The sequence below is a fragment of the Psychrobacter sp. AOP7-B1-24 genome, assembly GCF_052376215.1.
Lineage (GTDB): Bacteria > Pseudomonadota > Gammaproteobacteria > Pseudomonadales > Moraxellaceae > Psychrobacter.
In genome coordinates this window covers 1-21,398 of record NZ_JBQSVL010000056.1, presented here as the reverse complement: position 1 = coordinate 21,398, position 21,398 = coordinate 1, and the positions used below count along the sequence as shown (strand labels likewise).

Sequence of the window (21,398 nt, the reverse complement as noted above, 5' to 3'; positions counted from 1 at the left end):
CATCTGCACCATATTGGTCAATATTGCGCAGCAGCTCTGGGAATTGATGTTGCTCAATGGCTTTCATACGTTCAGCTTTGTGAGGTCTTAATGCTTTATTACGACCATAAGCGATATTAATAATATCGTAGCCCAATGTGTTGATAGCATATTCAAAAACCGAGCTAATCAGGGCAATGCACTTGTGTGACGTATCGGTCGTCCACTTGCCTCGTTCTTCAAAGTAAGTTTGGATGGCTAATCCAGTTTTGATGACATCTTGTGGCGTAATAGAGCCAATAGGGTAGTCGCCTATATGCGGTGCGATATGCTTATCTAAATAGTTATGAAGTTTTTGAATATTCTTAGGTGTGGTGCTAGATCTTTCGTTGATATAGCTCTTGGCGATAACTCTAAATAAGTCCTTCTGCTCAAAGTTATTTTTCTCATGGTTTTTATGCTCTGTAGGATCGATGTTATCAGCCAGTAATGCCTGAGCTTTATCACGTGCTAGCCGTGCCTCTTTTAGCGTCACTTCTGGTTTGAATGTAGAATCAATGACTTGTTTGGCTGGCTTATAAATTCCTATCTGATAGGTCTTTTGCTTGGGCTTAAGATCTTTATCGGATTGATAGCGGTAGGTCATTTGCCAAAATAGCGAGCCATTTGGATGTTGTATAAGATATAAATTGTTGCCATCACCATGGCGTGTGACTTTAGTAGGTGTGGACTGTTTGGCAATGGCTTTCACGCCAGCGTCAGTTAATCGGTAGTCTTGTTTTCTCGTCATGGCTTATACCTCAAGGTGTTGAGAGGTTTAACAACAACCTCACTGTATAATTAACAACAAAAAATGGCGTTGTATATTATTTAACAACGCATTTAACAACATTGTAGAGGTGCTAGTAGGTAATGACAAGTGTTTAATAAGGACTGATAACTAGGTATGATAGGAGTTTAAAGGGCTTGAGGTAATGCGAGGTTATGTCTAAATACAATGATTGGTGCGCCCACCAAGACTCGAACTCGGATCGATCGCTTAGGAGGCAACTGCTCTATCCTGTTGAGCTATAGGCGCATTATGGAGTGACATTGTAGAAAAAACGGACCATAAAAGCAATCAACAAACGATAAATAGGTATGATTTATTTTTATTTGCCATTGCTAAGGGCATCAGCGACATCGACTGAAGTGGTTTGTGTGGGTTCGGCTGGATTAAATAGCTCATCGACACTATTTTTATAACCTTCAATATTGTCGTAGTCGTATGATTTTAAGATGTCTTGCCCGGTGCTTGATAGTAGGAAATTACGGAATTTAATAGCAGTCGTATTATCTGTCAGAATAACGCCTTCAAGTGTATGAGTATCTTTTACCGCATAACTAAAAGAATTTAGAGTGTGTGCTTTTAGTTTATCAGTATCACTAAGAGTATTGTCTTGAGTAATATTTAGCTCTTTTTGCAATGTTGAAAGATCCTTGGTAGATATATTATTAGTAATAACCATATCTACACTAAATACAAATTTGTCTGGTTTGCTTGGATGAGCATCGCTCTTTGATAAAGTTATGATATCACTGGTGGATACATAGTTTGTCACAACCTGTACATGAGGGTAGCGAGACTCAAAGCGGGTAATGATATCGGCTAAGGGTGCGCGTAGATTGTTTTCTACTTGTAGATACAGGAGGCTATTGGCTAGGATATTTGTCTTATCTTCACTTAGCATTGCCACCGATTTATTGTTGTTTGACATGATTGGCAATGGATCTGTATTTTTACGGTTGTTACTCCATAACCAAACAAAAATCGCAATGAGAAGTAGCGATAATAAAATTAGACCAGCGAGCAGTAGCTTGTAGTCTTTCATATAGTGCTGCTCTTATTTTAATTGACTTATTTCGATTTTGAATAACGTATAATGCTTGACCTAAAATGTGCTTCTAGACTTTTGATGTAATACCTCATCTGCTAAATCTGCCAACATATCTGCAAAAATATCGGTACTCTCAGTAGGCGTTGATTCACTATTCTTAAAATCTGCTATCGCTGTGGGTACATGAGTCTTATCTTCTGTTACAGGCGAGTAGGCTGAAAGTAAAACATGCTGATCAGTTGCTGTTGCCCAATCGTTTGTTTGATGTGCAGCTAGTGGTGACTCACCTGTTGAAAGCTTATCTTTTAACCAACTGAAACCATGGGCTTCCCACCACGCTTCAAAGCGTGGTAACGTGCTACCACGTACAGCGGCAGGCAAGTTCAAGGTTCGGAGTTTTTGTGCTAATACTGGGTCACTGATTGTTTGATGAATACTCAGATAGAGTGAACGGCTGTCGTCAGTATAAGGTTTTCTTTTCTGCCATGATCTATCGTCAATTTTCATACGTGGCAATTGCCATAATTCACCGCGATAGTATACAACATATAAGCGTTGTTTAGGATGAACAAATATAGCATCAATAGGACGTAAAGGCATCGTGTTTAATTCCTTATTAATAAAAAGGATTAAGATTGTATAAGTTATAATGTTTTTCTTATATAAAAATAAACGATATAAGCGCGACATTAAATGTCGTGAATTATAGTAACGTAAGTATCTTAACTGGCAAAAAATGGTCATCAGTGGCACACTAAATTGTCAGTTTGTATGCGCAAGCTATTTAAATATCGCCTTAATATAGTTAAAGCAATTATCATGCCAAAATGAATCACAGTGATTAGACTGAATTTGTTTAAGTTGTTATTGATAAACTTTGAAGTGTTAAGTGTTTGATTATAAAACGCCTGTTTTTTAAAATTTAACATACATTGTCATTTGGATATCAAGGTATTCAAATGATCGTTTTTCGTTTTGCCTCTTTCTCATCCCAATCAGATAATTATCTATGTTTACCATTATTCAATCACACCGTACTGAAAACCTTGTTGATGAGTTGCTTGTACAATATCAGTCAAAAAACCAGTCGGTTTTTGCGCCTTTTATTGTCATTGTACCCTCAATGGTATTGGGCGATTGGTTAGATAAAACCATTGCTAGCCGTGCTGGTATCAGTACGTTGGTGCGTACTAAGTTTTGGGGTCAGTACCAGTGGACGCTCATGCAAGATGTGCTCAGCCGCCATAATGCCTATTTATTACAAGCAGACCACTCTGCTAAAACCCTCAATGTGCCGGACGTTGCAGTGCTGCCACCAACAGTAATGCAGTGGCGATTATTTGGGTATTTGACCTACTATCAAGCCGCCATTATAAAAGATGAAAAACACGCCGTGTATCCGCTATTGTCGTCTTTGATTGATGCGCCAAAACAAAGCCTGCGTCCAGACAATCGTCAAACTAACCGTCAAAGCAGTCAGCAAATCAATGAATCACAAGATAAAGCCCAGCAAGATGCGCGTATTTGGCAGCTGGCAAGTGATTTAGCACGAGTGTTTAACCGCTACTTAACCCACCGCGAAGATTGGTTGGCACTGTGGTCAGATAACAAGCCGCTTAATATTGAGGAGATGATAGCCGGTAAAGACGAGTTGTCATTACGCTTTGATAAGTACGCCCGCGCCACGCCTGATTGGTTGGTGGCACATTATGCTGAGCTTGAAGCAGCGCAGCGGTTTTTATGGTTACAGCTGTTTGCCGATGTGCACTTACACCGTGTGGCGCTCGAAAAAACCTTTTGGTCCGCGTTAAAAGGTAACAAAGCAGATGAGCGTGCCCAGTTGCCTAAAGTGCTGCGTATTTTTACCATTCAGCAATTGCCACAAACTGAGCTCAATTTTTTGCAGCATTTATCAGAATACATGGACATCACTTTGCTGCACTACAACCCATCAAAGTTATTTTGGGCAGATATTGTCGATAAATCGTGGTTGCAGCGCCAACAAATCATCAACCCGGAAAGCGTGTTTTTACGGGACTATGGCCACAGCTTGTTGTCACGTTTGGGTAAGCAATCACGCGATACGTTTGCCATGCTTGCCAATTTGTCGGGTAATGAGCAATACCAAGATGCGGCTGATCAAAATGTGCTTGTAGAATGGCAAGACAATTTTAATGATACGTCGTCTATGGGTATCAACCATAAGCTGACGGATAACCCCCATCATACTGGTGCGCTTAACAGTCCGCAAAACAGCCCAAGTTTATTAAGGCGCTTGCAGAAAGATGTGTTGATGCTTGATGAAACGGCCACTCAGAAAACTGCGGCGGCAAAAGTGTCTCAGGCCGTGAGTCAGCAAATAGCGTTAGCGTTTGAAGATGAAGAAAAGCCACAAACCACGCCATGGTATGAAGATGCCGCACTGGAAAACAAGCGCTTTGAGAAAGACCGTTTTTGGGCGATGTCCTCGCAAGATAATAGCCTAAGCATTCATTCGTGTCACAGTTTGCAACGTCAGCTCGAAGTGCTGCGTATTATGATTGGACGCTGGCTTAATGAGCCAGTTCCATCTAACGAAAAAAAGCGCCATATATCTGACATTGTTGTACTACTACCTGATGTAGAGCGTCACCATGCGCTGATCAGCTCAATTTTTGTCAGTGGTAAAGGGCAAGATGGCTTGACCCTACCGGCTAAAGTCACAGGTGTGGTGGATGCCGATATTCGCCAGCTATGGGATGCCATTATTGGTTTTTATAAATTATTGGGTAGCCACAGCGCCCGTTTTGAAGCCGCCGAAGTATTAGACTGGCTGATGTTACCGCCTTTGTTTGAAAGCTTTGGCTTGACGCATGAGCAAATGAGCCGTGGTTGTGATTTATTGGTAGAGGCTGGGTTTATTCGCGGTTTTGATGAGAGTCACCTTAAACAAACGCTAGATGGTAATGACTATGACTACCGTTTTAGCTTTGCACAAGCGTTAGACAAACTGACTTTGGGTTTGGTGATGCCAGAAGCCAGTTTGAGCGATTGCTTGTATCCTATAAAGCAAAACGAGTGGCCAAGCACTGCCTTGCCGGAGCGCAGTATACCGCTGTCTCAGGTGAGCCTAAACGATGCCATGATTGTAGAGGCCCTTTGCCGTATTTATGCAGGCTTGGCGGCCCGCCGTGACGACCACACACACAAAATGAAAGCAGAAGACTGGCTCGACCAAATTGAGAGCCAAGTTATTCATCGCTATTTTGGTGATGTTGATCAAACCCGTACCATGCGCGCCATCTATAACGCCATGAACGGCTTTAAATCTAGCTTGCGCGCCAACCGTCATTATAAGCAATACTCCAATGGCGATAGTAGCAGCAAAGAGGTCGAGCAACGGCTGGCAGGAGTAGAGCAACTGCCGCTTAAGCTGAGCTTTATGTTAGATAGTATCGAGGCGGAGCTTGAGAGTCAGCAGGTCAGTGCCGAACCCACAGGCGTGATTACCTTTGGCCGATTTGGCGCACTCAGAAACGTGCCCTTTAACTTGGTGGTGATGCTTAACATGAATTTGTCGGAGTTTCCTGCGCAAGACCGAGACAACCGCTACGATTTAATGAAAGCCGCCACCGCCCGCCGTGGCGATAGGGTGAGTGAGGATGATGACAATGGCGCGTTTTTAGATGCGCTGCTGTGCGCGCGGAGTGCGTGTTGGATATTTTATAACGGTCAAAGTTTAACAGACACGCATGAGCATCTGCCTGCCAACCCTGTTAGCGAGTTATTACAATTTTTGCAAGGAGAGGTGCAGTGGCAAGTCAACTCGCTTGAGGCGTTAGATGCTTTGCCCAATAATATTGACTCAACCACCGACACGCTAAAGCGTTATTTGCCAAAATTGATTAAGCAGTGGTTGGTGACAGAGCACCCTGCCTTGCCATTTCATAAAAGTTTGTTTGAAACTGATATTAATCTTGACACTGATATGGCCGCCAATAATGGTGCCGCTGATGACCAAGCCGAAAATCATGGATCAGATAAACACTTGGTTGAGCGGGTTGATGAGTTAGATGCTATTTTGAATAAAGCCATGCGCAAAACCAAACTGGCGCAAAAAAAGCAGTTTCCGCCTGCGCCGCTTTGGCAGGCTGTGTTTAACACCTTAACGTCTCGAGTACCTAGCGAGCATGCGCCACTGGTTAGCCTGCCCACCAAAAAACAGTATGAGGCCATTGCTCAGGTGCTGGGTGCAAATCTAGGTGTGCTTGGTCAGGCAGATGCGCAAACCCTAGATGTATTGGCTGAGCTGCTAGCGTTAGACGGCGCAACTGACTCACGCGGTAGCAGTAAGGCTAATGCTATTAATGAGATAGGCGATACGACCACAGCGCTCACCCAAGCCTTGTTTGATACCGTATTTAACATTGGGGAGATAGATGTAGAGGGCGCATTGGTGTACCAAGTGCGCCACCCTGCCAACGCTTTTTTGCGTAATCAAAAGGTGCATGTGGTGCAAGGCGAAGAGGCGATGGCGCTGCAAGAACCCTTGTTTTTGAACAACTTGACTGCCTACCACATTAAAGAGTATTTGATTAACAACTTAGCCGCTCATACTGCCGTTAATAATACTGCCATTAATCATACTGATGATAAAAACACGGCCGATAACCGTGCCGATCAAAGCCGCCAACTATTAACGTACCAAAGCATTATACCGGCAGGTGTGGCGCGCCAAACCACGATTCCCAATCAACAACAAAAACTGCAACAGCAATGTATGGAATTTAAAGAGCAACTGGTTGCCAATGGCTTTGCAGAGGCTGCAAATCATACAGATGGTTTGCAGTTACTGACGCCAACCACAGAGCACCCTGTACAGATAGCGCTGGCGACTGTACTAAGCCATGCTGACAGTGCATCCAATGCTGACAATGTGTCCCTGCTTAAGCGGCTACCTACATTGGTTAAGATAAAAGGCTTAGTACCTGTATCGGCATCGGCAGAGCTGTTAGCGTCAGTACCGACAAGCACGGCCTATGCCGAGCAATCTCCTAAGCAGTGGTTAAATATCTTACCCAATTCTGCTAGCCCCAAGCATCTGCTTAAGTTTTGGTTGTCGCATTTGTATTGGCAAATAGCCCGCCGCACCACTGCTAAGCAAGTGAGTTCACATGATGGCGTGAGCATTTGGCGCTTTAATAAGCCGAGCTCGCAGGTTAAAGCCTATGAAAACACCATCGCATTTAAACTAAACCCAATTGTGTATGAAGACGCGGTGGTTGAGATGATAAAGTGGGCTGTTTTCGCTAATGTATCGGGGCAAGTACCCATCACGCTATTACCAGATTATGCGCTCAGTTATCTTGATAAGTGTGCAAAAGTAGAAGAGGGTGCTAGCTATTGGCCAAAACGCGCCGATTTTTCAGACTGGCTACGACCAGGGTTTCACGTAGGATCGGTATACGATACTTGCTCACAGCATGCCATTTGGCAGTATGTACTGCGTGATCAAGATGCATTCAAAGCCTTGTCTGCTGCATTGACTGGCTTAGCAAAGCCACTATACGCGCCAATGTTTACGGCATTAGAAGGCTTGGCCAATTAGGGCGTGTTGAACATTCAAATGTGGTGCTGGCAGTGACTATTTTTTAGACAATATGCAGTGAAATTTTATATTGGCAAAAAAGCGTACTGCCCTGAAAGGCTGAAGCTAAAATCACCCCAGTTGTTGTTGCAAGCCTAGCTAAGGTCTCGACATTATCATCGGCTTGCGCCTAGTTTGGTGCAATTTTAGCGATCATCAGCCCTAATATTTGAATATCAAACACGCCCTAGTCAGTAGTTAGCTAATAGCCAGTTAGCAAAACAGTTAGCTTGCCAGTCAGATACTTTTTGCTTCGCCCAATAAATCATTTAGATAAGTGTACGCCCCTATGACCGACCTGTTTAATACAACCGATATTGATGCCGTTAACACTGATGCCGCCAATATTGCTACCAACACTGCCAAAAATTCAGATGTGAGCACGGCTGTGCCCGAGCACAAGGCAGATGCGGTAATCATACCAGCGGTTGATGTTGATTTGACGGGACGGCATTTGATTGAGGCGTCAGCTGGTACGGGTAAAACGTGGACGCTCACGGGTATTGTGCTGCGGTTGCTGATTGAAGCAAGACGCGCGCCCGAGCAAATCATTGCCACAACCTTTACCCGCGCCGCCGCCGCCGAGATGCGGCAGCGTATTCATGACCGTTTGGTGGCGTTTTATCAATTGCTGCAATGGGTTAATAGCCTAAGCGCTGATATCAATAATAAAGAGGCCTTATATCCTACTATATTACAGGTCACGCCTGACACCAATAAAGCCGACAAACCCAAACAATCTAACAGTGCTACTATTAATGCTGCCAGTGCTGATGCAGCGCTACACACAACGACTAAAACAGACGCGAAAGCAGGGGCTCAAATAGATGTAGACGCAGATGAGCACGCGCTTAATCAGGACTTGGCTTATGAGTACGAACAAGCAAAACAGATAGCGGCAGAAAAACGCAAGCAGGCAAAAACAGCGCGTGAAGCATGGTTGATAGCGCAGGCCAAATATGTGCGTTTAGATGACATTATGCAAGACCCGGTTAACCTGCATGTGGTTGGCTATTTGCTCGATCACGTATACAGCTATCCTATGATGGATGCTATTCGGCGCACCGCTTTGGTATTAACCACGCTCGACAAACTGTTTGTGAACACACTCGACAGCTTGGCGCAAAAGTGGCTGACAGAATACAGTAGCGAGACGGGGCATCAGCAAGGCATGGGTATTATTGAAGACAGCAGTATTGAGCAGGTGACCAATAGTATTGTGCATGATGAACTGCGCCAGTTTCAAAGCCGTTTGTATCATGAGCAGCCCAAGTTGTATGCGTTGCTAGATCAGCAAGGCAAGCTGACTGACGTTGATGATCATAAAAAATATGTGACGCGCTCGCTTAACTTTATCTCTGCGCCAATTGATGAGGTAGATGTTATTGAATTTAATATCCAAGATTACGAAGAATTCTTAAGTCAATTCTGCGCTTGTGATTTCAATGATATCCAGGCTTACCTTGATAAGGACTTTAGAAAAAAAGAAGGGTTTAATAATCGTAAAAGTGTCGCTAAAAACTTGGGTTTTTATCAAGATTTCAAAGATCTTATTCAGAGTAAACAGCTATCTTTTTCTCAAAGTCTGTCTAAACCACAGTTAAATTTTTTGAAACAACTTCAAGCAACTTATGATGACTCAGAAGATTCTGGGTTTTTAGAAGACAAAGAACAAGGGCGGTTACGATTTATCAATACTGAATCTGTTCAAATGATGCTTAAGTTATATAGTTGTATCCAACAATTCGATGATTATGTCATCACCATTTTAGCCAACCTAAACCGCCATATTGTGCTTGCAGTACGCAATAGGCTGCCGGTCATTTTAGAAGAGCGCGGCGAAACCACCTTTAGCTTACAAATGGTGCGCTTAAACCAAGCATTAACAGGCAAGCAAGGGCCCACGCTGGCACGTTATATCCGTCACCATTATCCGGTGGCTTTGATTGACGAGTCGCAAGATATCAATGGCGAGCAGGCCATGATGATTGAAAGTATTTACCTGCCAACGCATAAGCCTAAAGCATCAGGTAGCAAAAAAGCCGCGGCCAAAAAATCCAATCATGAGTTTTTACTACTGGTGGGTGACCCAAAGCAAGCCATTTATGGGTTTCGCGGCGGCGATGTATCTAACTATAACTATATGAAAGCCCAGTTTGATCAAAGCAACCTTTGGACGCTAGATATCAACCGCCGTTCAAACGCTGGGGTGATTAACGCGCTCAATTGTTGGTTTGGAATGCCAACGGCCGCAACGGCCAATAACCATCTGTCGCAACTTGGCACGGGTATTTATTACCAATATATCAAAGCGGCCAAGCCAGACAACCAGCTGTCTTGGTATCATACGCCAAACTTGCTCAGTAGCCCCTTAGTGACCGACGTGCTTTCTGCCCAGCCGGTGAGCGTATTGCATTTGCCATACGATAAAGACAAAACGCTTGAGTATGATGAATTTGAGGTCACAGCACGTCATATTGCGACTGTACTCAATACTGGACAAACCTTAAAAGGCAAACCGATTCAGCCTAGCGATATTGGTGTGCTGGCACGTACCAAAAAAGACTTAAAACAGGTTGAAGATGAGTTAGTGAAGCTCAACGTACCAACTTTGACCACCAGTGATGTCAGTATTTTTGAAACCATCATGGCAGAAGACGTGGCCGCGCTGTTGAGTGCCATGTTGTACCCGTATCGTCACGACATGATTAATCGGGTGCTGACCAGTCATTTGTATGGCCTAAGCATTAAAGACATTAAAGCCATGATGCGCGCCCATGAATCGGGCGTGGCACAAACTAATGACCAAAGCGGCGCGAATAGCAAGGTGGCTAATACCAAGGCAGTAAAAACCAAAGCGGCTCATAGCCAAAAAAGCTATCAAGATTTTATTACCTATCTCAAAGAAGCCGCGCAGCGCTGGCAGCACTTTGGCATTTTATCAGCATTACATTATTTATTAGATAAAAGCCCTGTGCAGCCACAAGGCGTCTGGCAAGCGTTAGCGGCTCACCCAAAAGGCGACCGTCATATTATGGATTTACGCCACATTATGGATGTGTTGGCGCAATACGGCATGGACATGGGCGAGCACGAGCTGTTGGCGTGGTTTAGGCAGCATATAGACGCCGCACCCAACAGTGATTGGGCCAAACAATACCCGCTACCCACCGAGTCTGGCGTACAGCTGATGACCATTCACAAATCAAAAGGGCTTGAGTTTCCGATTGTGTATGTACTAGGTATGGGCGATGCCAGCAGAAAATCGGGCAATAATGAGAAGTATGGCTTGTACCTATATAATGCCCAACAGTCTCCCTCGGCATTGATTAATCAATCCACCACGCCACAAGACCCAAACGATGAGCTAGTAGCAAATAAATGGCCAAACGATGAGCTAACAGACAGTCAAGACAGTGGCAATCAACGCCGTTTTTCACCTGTGCAAGGCTCTGCTACCCAAGAGGACTACTACACCAATATCGAGACAACAGAAGGTTTTGATGAGCTGCGCCGCCTTGGTTATGTGGCCTTTACGCGTGCCAGTGAACAGCTTTATGTGGTGTTGCGTGACCCCAACAATGCAAAAGATATAAAACGAAAACCAGCATTTTATTGGTTTGGCTCCGAGGAGGCCAAGTTTGAATTGCCCGATAGACTCAAAGGCACTATTAGCATGATACGTGCGCATAATGTAGATGCGTTTTATCATAAAAACACCAACCATGATGCGAGTGCGGTTGGCTTAACAGGCAATACTAATACCGCGCATACCACTGCTGCCTTAATTGCCAATCAACCCACAACCGAGATGATTGAGTACGCTGCGTTTTCGGAAATTATGAAAACCAATTATTTTTATGGTTGGGCCAAAACCAGTTTTACCGCTTTAGCCCGTCAGCTTGACGACTCTATGCAAGCCATGGCTGTGATAGATGAGCGTATTGATGACGCTATCGATATTGATATAACAGACCCCTCAGCGTTACCAACCTTATCAGCCAGTGAGCTGAACATTAAGCCTACAGAGGATATTCGTTTTACCTTTGTAAAAGGGGCCAATGCCGGTACGTTTTTGCACGAGATATTTGAAAAAATTGATTTTAATCAAAAATCACAGTGGTCTCAGGTGATTGATAGGGCCATCAGCAGCTATCAGTTGCCACTGGCTTATAGTAGTTTTGATCAGCAAAGCCGCATATTACAAGCCAAAAATAAGGCAGGTGGCCGCCCTATAAACACAGATTCTATTGATGCAAGTAAGCACGAGGCGTTAATTGGCTGGATTGAAGAGGTGTTACATGCGCCGCTATTGGCATCAAATCAGGCATTGTATGCTATTGATAGCGCGCAGCGGTTTGCTGAGCTAGAGTTTAATATGGGGTTGTCAGAAACCTTTAGAGCGCAAGACATCAACCAGCTTTTTGAGCAGTACTTGCCTGATGATAAAGACAAACACGTTAGCCTAATAGCGCAAAATAAAAACCATTTGTATCGCTATTTGCGCGGCGAGATTGATTTGGTGTATGAGCATGCGGGCAAGTATTACGTGGTCGATTATAAAAGTAATTTCTTAGGAAATAGCCTAAGCGATTATAGTGAAAATACCCTCAAGCAAGCAATGTCAAAAGCAGGCTATTGGCTACAAGCCGCGATTTATCAAGTGGCACTGCATCGGTTTCTTGCCATGAGAATAAGCGACTATATAGGTAATGAGCATAAGTACCTTGGGGCAGTAGAATACGTGTTTTTAAGAGGCGTATATGACTCAAACGCGAGCACAGCTAGCGTACGTGATGATACAGATACTATCGACGTTAATACTATCAACATTAACACTACTACCGATGCGGCCAACGCTGAGCGCCGCGTGATAGGTGAGGGCAGCTGCAACCGTTACGGCTTAGTAACGTGGGACATTCCAATAGATTTTATTAAAGGGTTAGACGCGCTGTTTGGCTTACCAGATCAGTCAGTTTGATAGTATGGGTTGCTAAATAAGCCGTATTAATCCATTAACACAGAGAAAAACGCACATGAGTAATAATAACCATAAAAATAAGGCCGCCATCGGTTTACAAGAAAGCTGGGCCAGTAACATCAGTGATTATATATTGCTGCGCCGTCAGCAAACACATGCGGCATATAGCACGGCCAACCTTGAGGGCAATACTGTTATTAATACTGCTCTCAATACGGATGGCAACGCAAAGCCAGTAGACTCAACCAACGACAGCGCCTTATTTGCTGCTTTGTTTGTCATGCTGGCCACGCACTTAGAAGAAGGCCACACCGTATTAACAGTGAGCGCCGCTGAGCATGAACAACCGCGACAAGGGCAGGTGAGCGGTGAGTTGGTCACGTTATATGCGTGGCAGCAGCAACTGTTAGAGATGCTAGCAATGCCTGTTTTAGCGCTGATTGACACCCAAGCGGCAGCTTATCTAAATAGGCACGCAGTAAATGCGCAAGCCGCAACGACAGACGGGCAAATAGTGGCAACGTTGACAGAAGAACCCTCATTATTTGATTTGCTAGACACTTTGTTTGCCAAACGCGCCCAGTTATGGACGCAGCTAGCACTCACCAATCACGAAAAAGAGATACTGGCCAAGCGCTTTGACATGATAGCCGCGCTTTATCAACGTTTAAAAAATACAGATTTGGCCACTTTTATAGGCTTAGTTGAAGCGCATTCGCTGTTTGCCGCCGCTAATACAGAGGTATGTGCTAACAATATAAGCGATACAAATGATAATAATCAAAATAGCCTAAGCAAAAATAATCAACCCATTATTTATCAAGTAATTCATGACCAACATCACGCCACGAAATCATTAACCTTTTGGCTACACCGCGCATGGCAAGCAGAATTTAACTTAGCAAAACACATCAATACTATTTTGAACCAGCCAATAACCCCATTGGCAATCGCCATGCCCGATAACCTGAATCCGCAGCAGGTAACAGCCATTAATGTGGCCAACAACCATGCCTTTAGTATTATTACTGGTGGCCCAGGTACAGGTAAAACCTATACAGTGGCGCAGTTGGTCATTGCCTTGCAACAAGCGGCAGACAGCGGGGCAGATGAGCATGAGCCGATTAAGTTCAGTACAGACAGCGCAAGCTTGGCGCTCGCTGCCCCAACCGGTAAGGCCGCTCAGCGTATGCAGGAGTCTTTACAGGCGGCGCTTGATGCGGCAAATGTAGCGTTACACCTGCAAGAGGCAAAAACCATTCATCGCCTGTTAGGTATTGGGCGCACGGGTAGCCCTCGTTACTATGCCAACAACCCGCTTGGCGAAGACATTGTGATTGTTGATGAGGCGTCTATGTTAGGGGTAGAGCTGGCAAATTACCTTGTAAGTGCGGTAAAACCAGGCGCTAGGTTGATACTATTAGGCGATGCAAACCAGTTGGCAGCAGTAGATGCAGGCGCAGTATTGGCTGACCTATGCCGTATTCCGTTATTGCAGCCCATTCATGCACAGCTGACCGAAAGCCGCCGTTTTAGTGCCGACTCTGGCATTGGTAAGCTTGCCTATCAAATCAACCAGCCAGAGGCAGACACTAAAGCCATTTGGCAGTTATTAAAAAATGACGATGCGCTGAGGTTTCAATACGTTAATACCCCGCAAGCATTATCAGATAACACAATAAAAAATAGCCTAAGCAATGAAAAGATTATTAAAGAAATCGCTCTAAATTACCAAAGATACCTCAATCAAACCAAACAACTTCTAGACAATCCGATAGAAAAATCTGTGCCAGAAATGGTTAAAAAAACAATCACATCACTAATGGACACTTTTAACCAGTTTAGGGTTTTAAGTGCTGGCCATAACGGAGAGTGGGGTGATCACTATATTAATAATTACCTGACGCAGTGGCATTTGGCCGAGTTAAAACTACCTTTGGGGCAAAATACATGGTTCCATGGGCGGCCAGTGATGGTGCTACAAAACAATTATGAGCTTGGCCTGTTTAATGGCGATATTGGTTTTTGCTTACAAACCCAAGATAACATGAGCAAGCTAGAGGTATTTTTTGAAAATAAAACGCAGGGTATTGCAGTTAATTTGCTAAATGAAGAAGTGGTTGCGACTGCATATGCAATGACGATTCATAAGTCGCAAGGGTCGGAGTTTGATCATGTGGCCATCACGTTTGACAATAGCCATACAAGGTTATTAAGTAAGGAGCTAATTTATACGGCAGTCACACGTGCTAAAAAACAGGTGACGATATATAGCACTAAGCATGCGTTAGAAAAAGCGGTACAAACACCCACTGAACGCCATACTGGCTTGGCATTACAGTTTTAGCGGTTATTTCAGTTTCAATCACCGTGAGCCATGCCTATATTTTGAGTAATCGTTGTTTTTTGAACAATAAACAGTTAAAAAAGGCGCTTTATTGGCCCCTTGAAACCATAAAAAAAGCACCCAAACTGGGTGCTTTTTTAGTGACGCTACCATAGGTTATTAAAAAATAAGCTGTGTTAGCAAGCCAACCTTAAACTTTGTCTTCTTTAATAGCATAAATGCCTGGTAAGTGGCGCAAGTAACCATGAAAATCCATACCGCAGCCATACACATAGCGGTCTGCAACATTGATACCGACAAAATCTACATCGAACCCTTCAACTTTGCGATCATGTTCTTTGTTAAGTAGAACACAGCATTCAAGAGATAATGGCTTTTCTTTGCCTAATTCTTCAACGACTGTTTTTAGGGTAATGCCTTCATCAAAAATATCATCAATCAGTAATACGTGCTCACCCTCAATGCTTACATCAGGCTTAAACTTCCAATCAAGATCATTGGTGCCTTCGTTATCACGGTAGCGTGTCGCATGAATATAATGCATGCGATGATAAAATGTTAAATGAGTCAATAACTGACCAGCAGGAATAAGTCCGCCGTTCATCACGACCATCACAATAGGGTTTAGACCAGCATAATGAAGATTAAGTTGTGCGGCAAGGCGTTCATAAGCAGCAGCGACTTCGATGCTACTGATAAGGCACTCTGAATTACGTAATGTTTTTTCGATTTCTTGATTGCTGATTTGGGTCATCGGATGCGCCTTCGGTAAAAAGTGCCGCTTATTTTAGCAAATTTTAAAAAATTTTCCCAATAGCATGTGACTGTTGAGACAAAATTAATGAGATTTTAGTGCTTATTCCGGCTTTTCTACGATGAAAGGGCGGTAGTAGTTCGCTAAACGATTTAATGAGCTGTCAGGAAGATCTGGTAATAGCTTATGAAGTGCGATTCTCATACCTTTGTCAATCGCTGCCTTGGCAACTGGTACTGATTTGCGTTTAATGATACCTAGTTTCAAGGTTTCAGCGTAGTTGCTGATAAAGTGCGTCAGGGTTTGGTCATTCATTGTTTCAAGTGCTGCTCGAAACAAAGCCATATCTACATGCTCAGGGGTGATAGCAGAAAAACCTTTAGTGATGATTTCGGCATCTGTTTCAGACAGTTTAAAGCCTACCCGCATCACGCCTTCATTATCAATAAATGTGGCTCGCTCTCTCAAAAAATGAAAACTAGGAAGCACTTCTTCGTTATTTTCTTTACCAAGCAACACATTAAGTAGCGTATCTGCTGTTTTTTCAACAGTAGTAACTATTTTTTGCATAGAAGCTTTGCGTTCAGGATTTGGCGTAATCTCAACCAATCCGACCAACAAACTATCAATCAAATCTCGTGCGGTCTGATGGGTAAGTGCATCACGGTAAGGGTAATAATCGACTGTCTCATTTGATGCAATCACTTGTTCAGCCTCAGCAATGGCTGCTTTTAATTTATCTGAAGGTATGAATCCAAAATAATGCGCCATTATGCTTCCTTTGTTTGTGTTGTCGATTCCTGATCGACGGTATCGCTCTCATTAAACACATCATTCTATTTAAGAATAACTATCTTTGAAAAAATCTAGAACAGACCCTAATCCAAGGTTTACTAGGCTGTATATGAATGCGTAACTTTCTCTAATTGTAAAATATAGGTTTTGTGGCTAGCAATCACATTGAAATATCGCTATTATCTGCGTGCTAATGGGTCGGCCGATTTACTCGCTGCACCCTGATCTATTATATTTTGTATCTTTTGATTTAAAAAGCTTGAACTCATAAGGTGATTTTCTACTTGTCTAAGGAGAGATAAGATGAATAGTGCTATTGTACTACTATTTGGCGTTGCCGCCATGCTCTGCGGTTACGTATTTTATTCAAAATTTATTGCCACAAAAATTTTAGCATTGGACAACAGTCGTCCTACGCCAGCTCATACTATGAAAGATGGTATAGATTATGTCCCCACCAATAAATATGTATTGTGGGGACATCATTTTACCTCAGTAGCAGGAGCTGCGCCAATTATCGGTCCTGCCATTGCTGTAATTTGGGGCTGGGTGCCTGCCATTATTTGGGTGGTTTTAGGCACTATTTTTATGGCTGGTGTACATGATATGTCAGCTATTTGGGCAAGTATGCGTAATAGAGGTCAGTCGATTGGCTCTATTGCAGGTACTGTCATGGGCACGCGTGTGCGCAGTTTGATGATGATTGTCATCTTTTTATTGTTATTAATGGTCAATGCTGTATTTGGCGTGGCTATCGCTAACATGATGATAAAAACGCCATCTTCGGTATTACCAGTTTGGGGCGCTTTAGTTGTTGCCTTTATCATCGGTCAGTGTATTTATCGCTACAAAATGAATTTGGTTTGGGTATCAATCGTCGGGGTAAGTGCTTTATATAGCCTTATCTATCTTGGTACTATATTTCCTATTGCGTTACCTGAGACTGTTTTTGGGTTGCCTGATAACGCCGTATGGATTCTTATCTTGTTTACCTATGCCGCAATAGCGTCATTGTTACCAGTATGGATGCTCCTGCAACCTCGCGACTATATTAATGGTTTGCAGTTATTTGTTGGTTTGATTCTATTGTACGCTGCTATTTTTATTGGTACTCCTGATATTGTTGCACCAGCCATCAATACAGCGTTGCCAGTAGGCACGCCTTCATTGATGCCGTTATTATTTGTCACGATTGCTTGTGGTGCTATTTCAGGCTTCCATGGTCTTGTAGCAACTGGTACGACCTCAAAACAAATCGACAAAGAAGAAGACGTACGATTTGTAGGGTACTTCGGTGCATTGGGTGAAGGTATGCTAGCACTTGGGGCAATCCTTGCAGCTACTGCAGGTTTTGCTACCCTTGGCGATTGGCAAGCGGTTTACCAAAAATTTGGGGATGGCTCTATTGGTGCCTTTATTGATGGCGGTGCTGCTATCTTGAATGCAGGTGTTGGTATCGACATGGTGTTGTCTCAAACCATGCTGACGGTAATGGCTGCATTGTTTGCGGGTACTACAATGGATACTGGTGTACGTTTGCAACGTTATATCTTCCAAGAGTTTGGAGAGATTTATAAATTACCTATATTGAGTAAAGGTATCGTCGCAACACTACTAGCAGTAGGAAGCTGTTTATTACTAGCATTTGGTGCCGGTGGTATCGATGGTGCTGGTGGCATGATTATTTGGCCACTATTTGGTACGACCAATCAGCTAATGGCTGCGTTAACCTTGATGATTGTCACTGTTATCTTGTTACGTAAAGGCAAACCTGTCTGGTATACATTAGGACCATTGTCATTCTTGTTAGTCATGACCGTATTGGCACTATTGATACAGCTTAAAACTTTTTTCACAGATGGAAATTGGCTGCTTATCATTATGGATATCATCATTTTGATAGCCACGATTTTGGTCACGTTTGAGAGCCTATCCGTATTGCGCAAAGAATGGTCGTTACACAAAGGTAAAAGCAAAATCGAAGATGATATCTAAGTACCAATTATTTAAGTGCTATCAGTTACTTAAAAGCTAGAGCCGTACACATATTGTAAAAAAATAAAAACGCTAGCAGCCCTTGCTGGCGTTTTTTGTTTCAAATAGGCATGATATATAACAAGACGCAAGACGTAGGAGATGAGAAGATTATGGACGATACCAATATGTCAGACAATGCCAAGCTAGATATTACACTAGACGAAACTATGCCAAACAGAACCTCGCCAAATGATATAGCAGATAGTAAACCATGGTGGAAAAGGTTTACCGCTGGGCTAAATGAGTTTTATCATGCGCCGTACCGTCAGACGATGGCACGCGCAGCACGTGATGAAGAAGATTTTTTTATGCTACTCATGTTTGCTGAAAGTTTAGGTATTGATAACCCTGCCAGCTTTTATACGCTAGAATTACAGCCACTATTCCTAGAAAACTTCCATGAATGGCATACTAGAATGGGTATGGATAGATGTCCCTTTGACCACGTTGGTTGCTGTTAATGACAACTATATTGATTAAAAGAGAGAGATAAGCATGGCATTAAATCCTTTACACGCATTAGTAGACCAATTGACAGATCAACCGATTATATTTATCGGTGGAAAAGGTGGCGTAGGAAAAACCACAACTGCCGCTGCACTTGCCAGCTACTATGCTAGCCAGCAGCAAAAAACCTTAATTGTCTCGACTGACCCAGCGCACAGCTTGGGCGATGTCTTGAATATTCGCCTAAGCAACGAAAAAACAGCAATATCGCCTTATTTAGATGCGATTGAGTTGAATCCAGATACTATCGTTGATACGCATTTTTCTCAAGTTGAACGTACTATCAAAGCTTATGCCAACCCAGACATGATGCCCAAAATTCGAGAGCATTTGCGACTGTCAAAGTCAGCACCCGGTGCACAAGAAGCTGCGATGCTTGAGTCTATGTGTCAGCATTTAGTTAGAGCAGCAGATGCTGGTTATGATCACATTATTTTTGATACTGCACCAACAGGGCACACTCTACGGTTGCTGGTACTACCAGAGATGATGGGTGCGTGGACGGATGGGCTGCTTGCACAGCAGCGACGACAGTCTAAATTGCGCTCGGCGGCAAACCATTTGGACAATCACAATCAAAAAGGCAATCAAACAGACAGTCTCAAAGACGATGTAGCAAACCCATTTGCTGCAAAAAAATCCGACCGCTGGGAGCAAGCCGTATCTGTACTAGAAAAACGCAAACAGCTGTTTCGTCAGGCAGGAGTGTTGCTTCATGACCGTGGGCAAACAGCCATTGTCTTAGTTATGACCGCCGATGTATTACCATTGGCTGAGACCAGACGCGCTATCGAACAGTTAGAAGAGAGTAAACTCACGCCAGCAGCAATAGTCATCAATCAGCTGATAACGCCTACTCAGTCTGATAACTTTTGGCAGCAGCGTGCGGATCGGCAGCAAAAAATTATGCAAGATATAGAGCAAAACTTTACCAAATATCCGCTATATCCAATTTATTTGCAGCAGACAGATGTACGTGGTACTGATGCACTCAGTAAACTGCTAAAGCCAGTCGTATAGACAGCTAATCTCAATTATACGACTGTAATTTGGCTGAAAGTGACCATGCCATGTCTGCTCGTAATAGCTGCGCTTGCTCAGACTTGCCACTACTAAGTGACGACCATTGCGGCTTACCACGGGCTTTTTTTAACTCACTTGGTAGTTTATTGGTTGGCCATGGCGTCACTAGATTGTTATCGTCTTCATTGTCGTCCTGTTTGCTATTATTTTTTGATCCGTTATATATCAATTGGGTCGCATCTGTCGCTGCATGGCCACGATGGCGCAACGCGGTGAGTAAATCAATCGCTCGAGTAGCCAGTAGTGTCAACGTAGCAGGATCGATATATAAGCGCTTTACCCCTGTAATCCTATCAGCAATACTACTGGTGTTAGACAATAACCCTCCTGCAATACCACCAATTGCTGTACCCAAGCCTAGCGTCATACCCAATGCGGCTGCATCAACACCCAAGCCTAACAGTGCACCAGCGGCCGCGCCAGAAGTCGTACGAATACCATAGCTTTTGAGAAGTTCAGGGTCAAATGGGTCTTGTTGATACGCCTGCAATTCAAGTGGCGTTGCAGCGACAGCATTGTCGTAGAACTTATATAAGTTAAGCAAGTTGTGCTGCATGGCACGCTCGCTTTGACGGACAGCCTCCTGCATTTGCTCTAACACTGGCATAGGATCATCGCTGTCATTAATCTCACGCACAAAAGCGGCGACATTGATCAAAAAGTCAGCAATGATAATATTTGCTTCATCACTCAATTGTGCCCAATTCTCCGTCCGACGCTGGATCAGCTGCTCAAGCATCTCAGAGTGGGTAAGCATGGTGGCTAGGTTTTGCCATAAGCGCATTTCATCTTCGAACTCAAAAGCCACTGAATCAAAACGCGTGGATATATGCAAGTTTCTTCTTGCCAGCATCGTCTGCCATTCATCGATATTGGCATTCTGACTGTCCGTGAAATTAAAGACAGGCATGACAGGAATAGCTGCCCAAGACAAGATAGCCAGTTCATCTTTATATTTGCCCAGCACTGGCTCGCGCGCATCGACGACATAGATAGCCATATCACTTGCTAGCAGTTGCCGAATCACTTTGGCTTCTTGGCTATAGTCATAATATGATAAGTCACTACTGTCTACACCTTGAGCGATATCCGATGCCAAAAACTGCTGCAAACGCTCAATACCATCACGGCGACTGGCGGTATTATCTTCTAACCAATCCATTAACCCTGATGCATCTTCTAGACCAGGCGTGTCGTATAGTGCGACTAGCACTTCGCCAGTTTGACTGTCTGTTAGTTGTGCTTGCTCGACATGTCGTGTAGTAGCAGCCTCGTTTTTGACGTCACCAAAATAGACATCACGTAATAGGGTACGCAAAATAGACGTCTTGCCTGTATTAGTATGACCGACAACGGCTAACTTGAGTGGCTCACCACTAGCGATGGTTTTTTTAGCGGCTTGCTGTTCCATT

Annotated in this window: 12 protein-coding genes and 1 tRNA gene; 6 read left to right on the top strand and 7 right to left on the bottom strand. The window is 43.6% G+C overall.

All coding sequences use genetic code 11. From position 1 onward, the window contains the following. The 4 genes from ACT3QP_RS10890 to ACT3QP_RS10875 all read right to left on the bottom strand — a co-directional run. On the bottom strand, positions 1–769 hold a 769-nt coding region (locus ACT3QP_RS10890), incomplete at its 3' end, for a tyrosine-type recombinase/integrase (RefSeq protein WP_444525512.1). A 212-nt stretch (positions 770–981) separates the two neighbouring features. Then, positions 982–1,057: transfer RNA gene (locus tag ACT3QP_RS10885), tRNA-Arg, on the bottom strand. Between the two features lie 73 nt (positions 1,058–1,130). After that, on the bottom strand, positions 1,131–1,850 hold the full coding sequence (locus ACT3QP_RS10880; protein WP_444525511.1) for a hypothetical protein: 720 nt from the start codon (positions 1,848–1,850) through the stop codon (positions 1,131–1,133). A gap of 60 nt (positions 1,851–1,910) precedes the next feature. Beyond that, positions 1,911–2,456, bottom strand: coding sequence for a hypothetical protein (locus ACT3QP_RS10875; protein ID WP_444525510.1), 546 nt, complete (start codon positions 2,454–2,456; stop codon positions 1,911–1,913). Between the two features lie 409 nt (positions 2,457–2,865). On the opposite strand from ACT3QP_RS10875, the gene ACT3QP_RS10870 reads away from it, so the two are divergent. The 3 genes from ACT3QP_RS10870 (at position 2,866) to recD (ending at position 14,810) form a co-directional block, all read left to right on the top strand. Continuing rightward, the gene (locus ACT3QP_RS10870) at positions 2,866–7,443 is read left to right on the top strand and encodes an exodeoxyribonuclease V subunit gamma (RefSeq protein ID WP_444525509.1); all 4,578 of its coding nucleotides are present in this window, start codon (positions 2,866–2,868) and stop codon (positions 7,441–7,443) included. A 328-nt stretch (positions 7,444–7,771) separates the two neighbouring features. Next, entirely contained in the window at positions 7,772–12,463 is a 4,692-nt protein-coding gene (locus ACT3QP_RS10865) for a UvrD-helicase domain-containing protein (protein WP_444525508.1), read from the top strand. A gap of 55 nt (positions 12,464–12,518) precedes the next feature. Beyond that, complete coding sequence (gene recD, locus ACT3QP_RS10860) at positions 12,519–14,810, top strand: exodeoxyribonuclease V subunit alpha (protein WP_444525507.1); 2,292 nt, start codon at positions 12,519–12,521, stop codon at positions 14,808–14,810. Positions 14,811–15,000: 190 nt separating this feature from the next. Here recD and ACT3QP_RS10855 read toward each other — a convergent pair whose 3' ends face one another. Both ACT3QP_RS10855 and ACT3QP_RS10850 read right to left on the bottom strand, forming a co-directional pair. Further along, entirely contained in the window at positions 15,001–15,564 is a 564-nt protein-coding gene (locus ACT3QP_RS10855; protein ID WP_444525506.1) for a hypoxanthine-guanine phosphoribosyltransferase, read from the bottom strand. A 102-nt stretch (positions 15,565–15,666) separates the two neighbouring features. Beyond that, positions 15,667–16,335: a hypothetical protein gene (locus ACT3QP_RS10850; protein WP_444525505.1), complete on the bottom strand. Its 669-nt coding sequence runs from the start codon at positions 16,333–16,335 to the stop codon at positions 15,667–15,669. Between the two features lie 327 nt (positions 16,336–16,662). On the opposite strand from ACT3QP_RS10850, the gene ACT3QP_RS10845 reads away from it, so the two are divergent. The 3 genes from ACT3QP_RS10845 (at position 16,663) to ACT3QP_RS10835 (ending at position 19,923) form a co-directional block, all read left to right on the top strand. Further along, a complete protein-coding gene (locus ACT3QP_RS10845) occupies positions 16,663–18,354 on the top strand; it encodes a carbon starvation CstA family protein (RefSeq protein WP_444525504.1) in 1,692 nt (563 codons plus the stop codon). Between the two features lie 209 nt (positions 18,355–18,563). Continuing rightward, positions 18,564–18,857 carry a cory-CC-star protein gene (locus tag ACT3QP_RS10840; RefSeq protein WP_444525513.1) on the top strand — a complete coding sequence of 98 codons (294 nt, stop codon included), beginning with the start codon at positions 18,564–18,566 and terminating at the stop codon, positions 18,855–18,857. A gap of 34 nt (positions 18,858–18,891) precedes the next feature. Beyond that, on the top strand, positions 18,892–19,923 hold the full coding sequence (locus ACT3QP_RS10835) for an ArsA family ATPase (RefSeq protein ID WP_444525503.1): 1,032 nt from the start codon (positions 18,892–18,894) through the stop codon (positions 19,921–19,923). Positions 19,924–19,933: 10 nt separating this feature from the next. Here the strand turns inward: ACT3QP_RS10835 and ACT3QP_RS10830 are convergent, their stop codons facing one another. Beyond that, a complete protein-coding gene (locus ACT3QP_RS10830) occupies positions 19,934–21,397 on the bottom strand; it encodes a DUF3482 domain-containing protein (protein WP_444525502.1) in 1,464 nt (487 codons plus the stop codon). Position 21,398 lies beyond the last annotated feature (1 nt).

Bases quoted from the DNA above. Each gene is read 5' to 3' on its own strand.
- ACT3QP_RS10880 (WP_444525511.1), bottom strand. From the start codon at position 1,850: ATGAAAGACTACAAGCTACTGCTCGCTGGTCTAATTTTATTATCGCTA.
- ACT3QP_RS10875 (WP_444525510.1), bottom strand. From the start codon at position 2,456: ATGCCTTTACGTCCTATTGATGCTATATTTGTTCATCCTAAACAACGC.
- ACT3QP_RS10870 (WP_444525509.1), top strand. From the start codon at position 2,866: ATGTTTACCATTATTCAATCACACCGTACTGAAAACCTTGTTGATGAG.
- ACT3QP_RS10865 (WP_444525508.1), top strand. From the start codon at position 7,772: ATGACCGACCTGTTTAATACAACCGATATTGATGCCGTTAACACTGAT.
- recD (WP_444525507.1), top strand. From the start codon at position 12,519: ATGAGTAATAATAACCATAAAAATAAGGCCGCCATCGGTTTACAAGAA.
- ACT3QP_RS10855 (WP_444525506.1), bottom strand. From the start codon at position 15,564: ATGACCCAAATCAGCAATCAAGAAATCGAAAAAACATTACGTAATTCA.
- ACT3QP_RS10850 (WP_444525505.1), bottom strand. From the start codon at position 16,335: ATGGCGCATTATTTTGGATTCATACCTTCAGATAAATTAAAAGCAGCC.
- ACT3QP_RS10845 (WP_444525504.1), top strand. From the start codon at position 16,663: ATGAATAGTGCTATTGTACTACTATTTGGCGTTGCCGCCATGCTCTGC.
- ACT3QP_RS10840 (WP_444525513.1), top strand. From the start codon at position 18,564: ATGCCAAACAGAACCTCGCCAAATGATATAGCAGATAGTAAACCATGG.
- ACT3QP_RS10835 (WP_444525503.1), top strand. From the start codon at position 18,892: ATGGCATTAAATCCTTTACACGCATTAGTAGACCAATTGACAGATCAA.
- ACT3QP_RS10830 (WP_444525502.1), bottom strand. From the start codon at position 21,397: ATGGAACAGCAAGCCGCTAAAAAAACCATCGCTAGTGGTGAGCCACTC.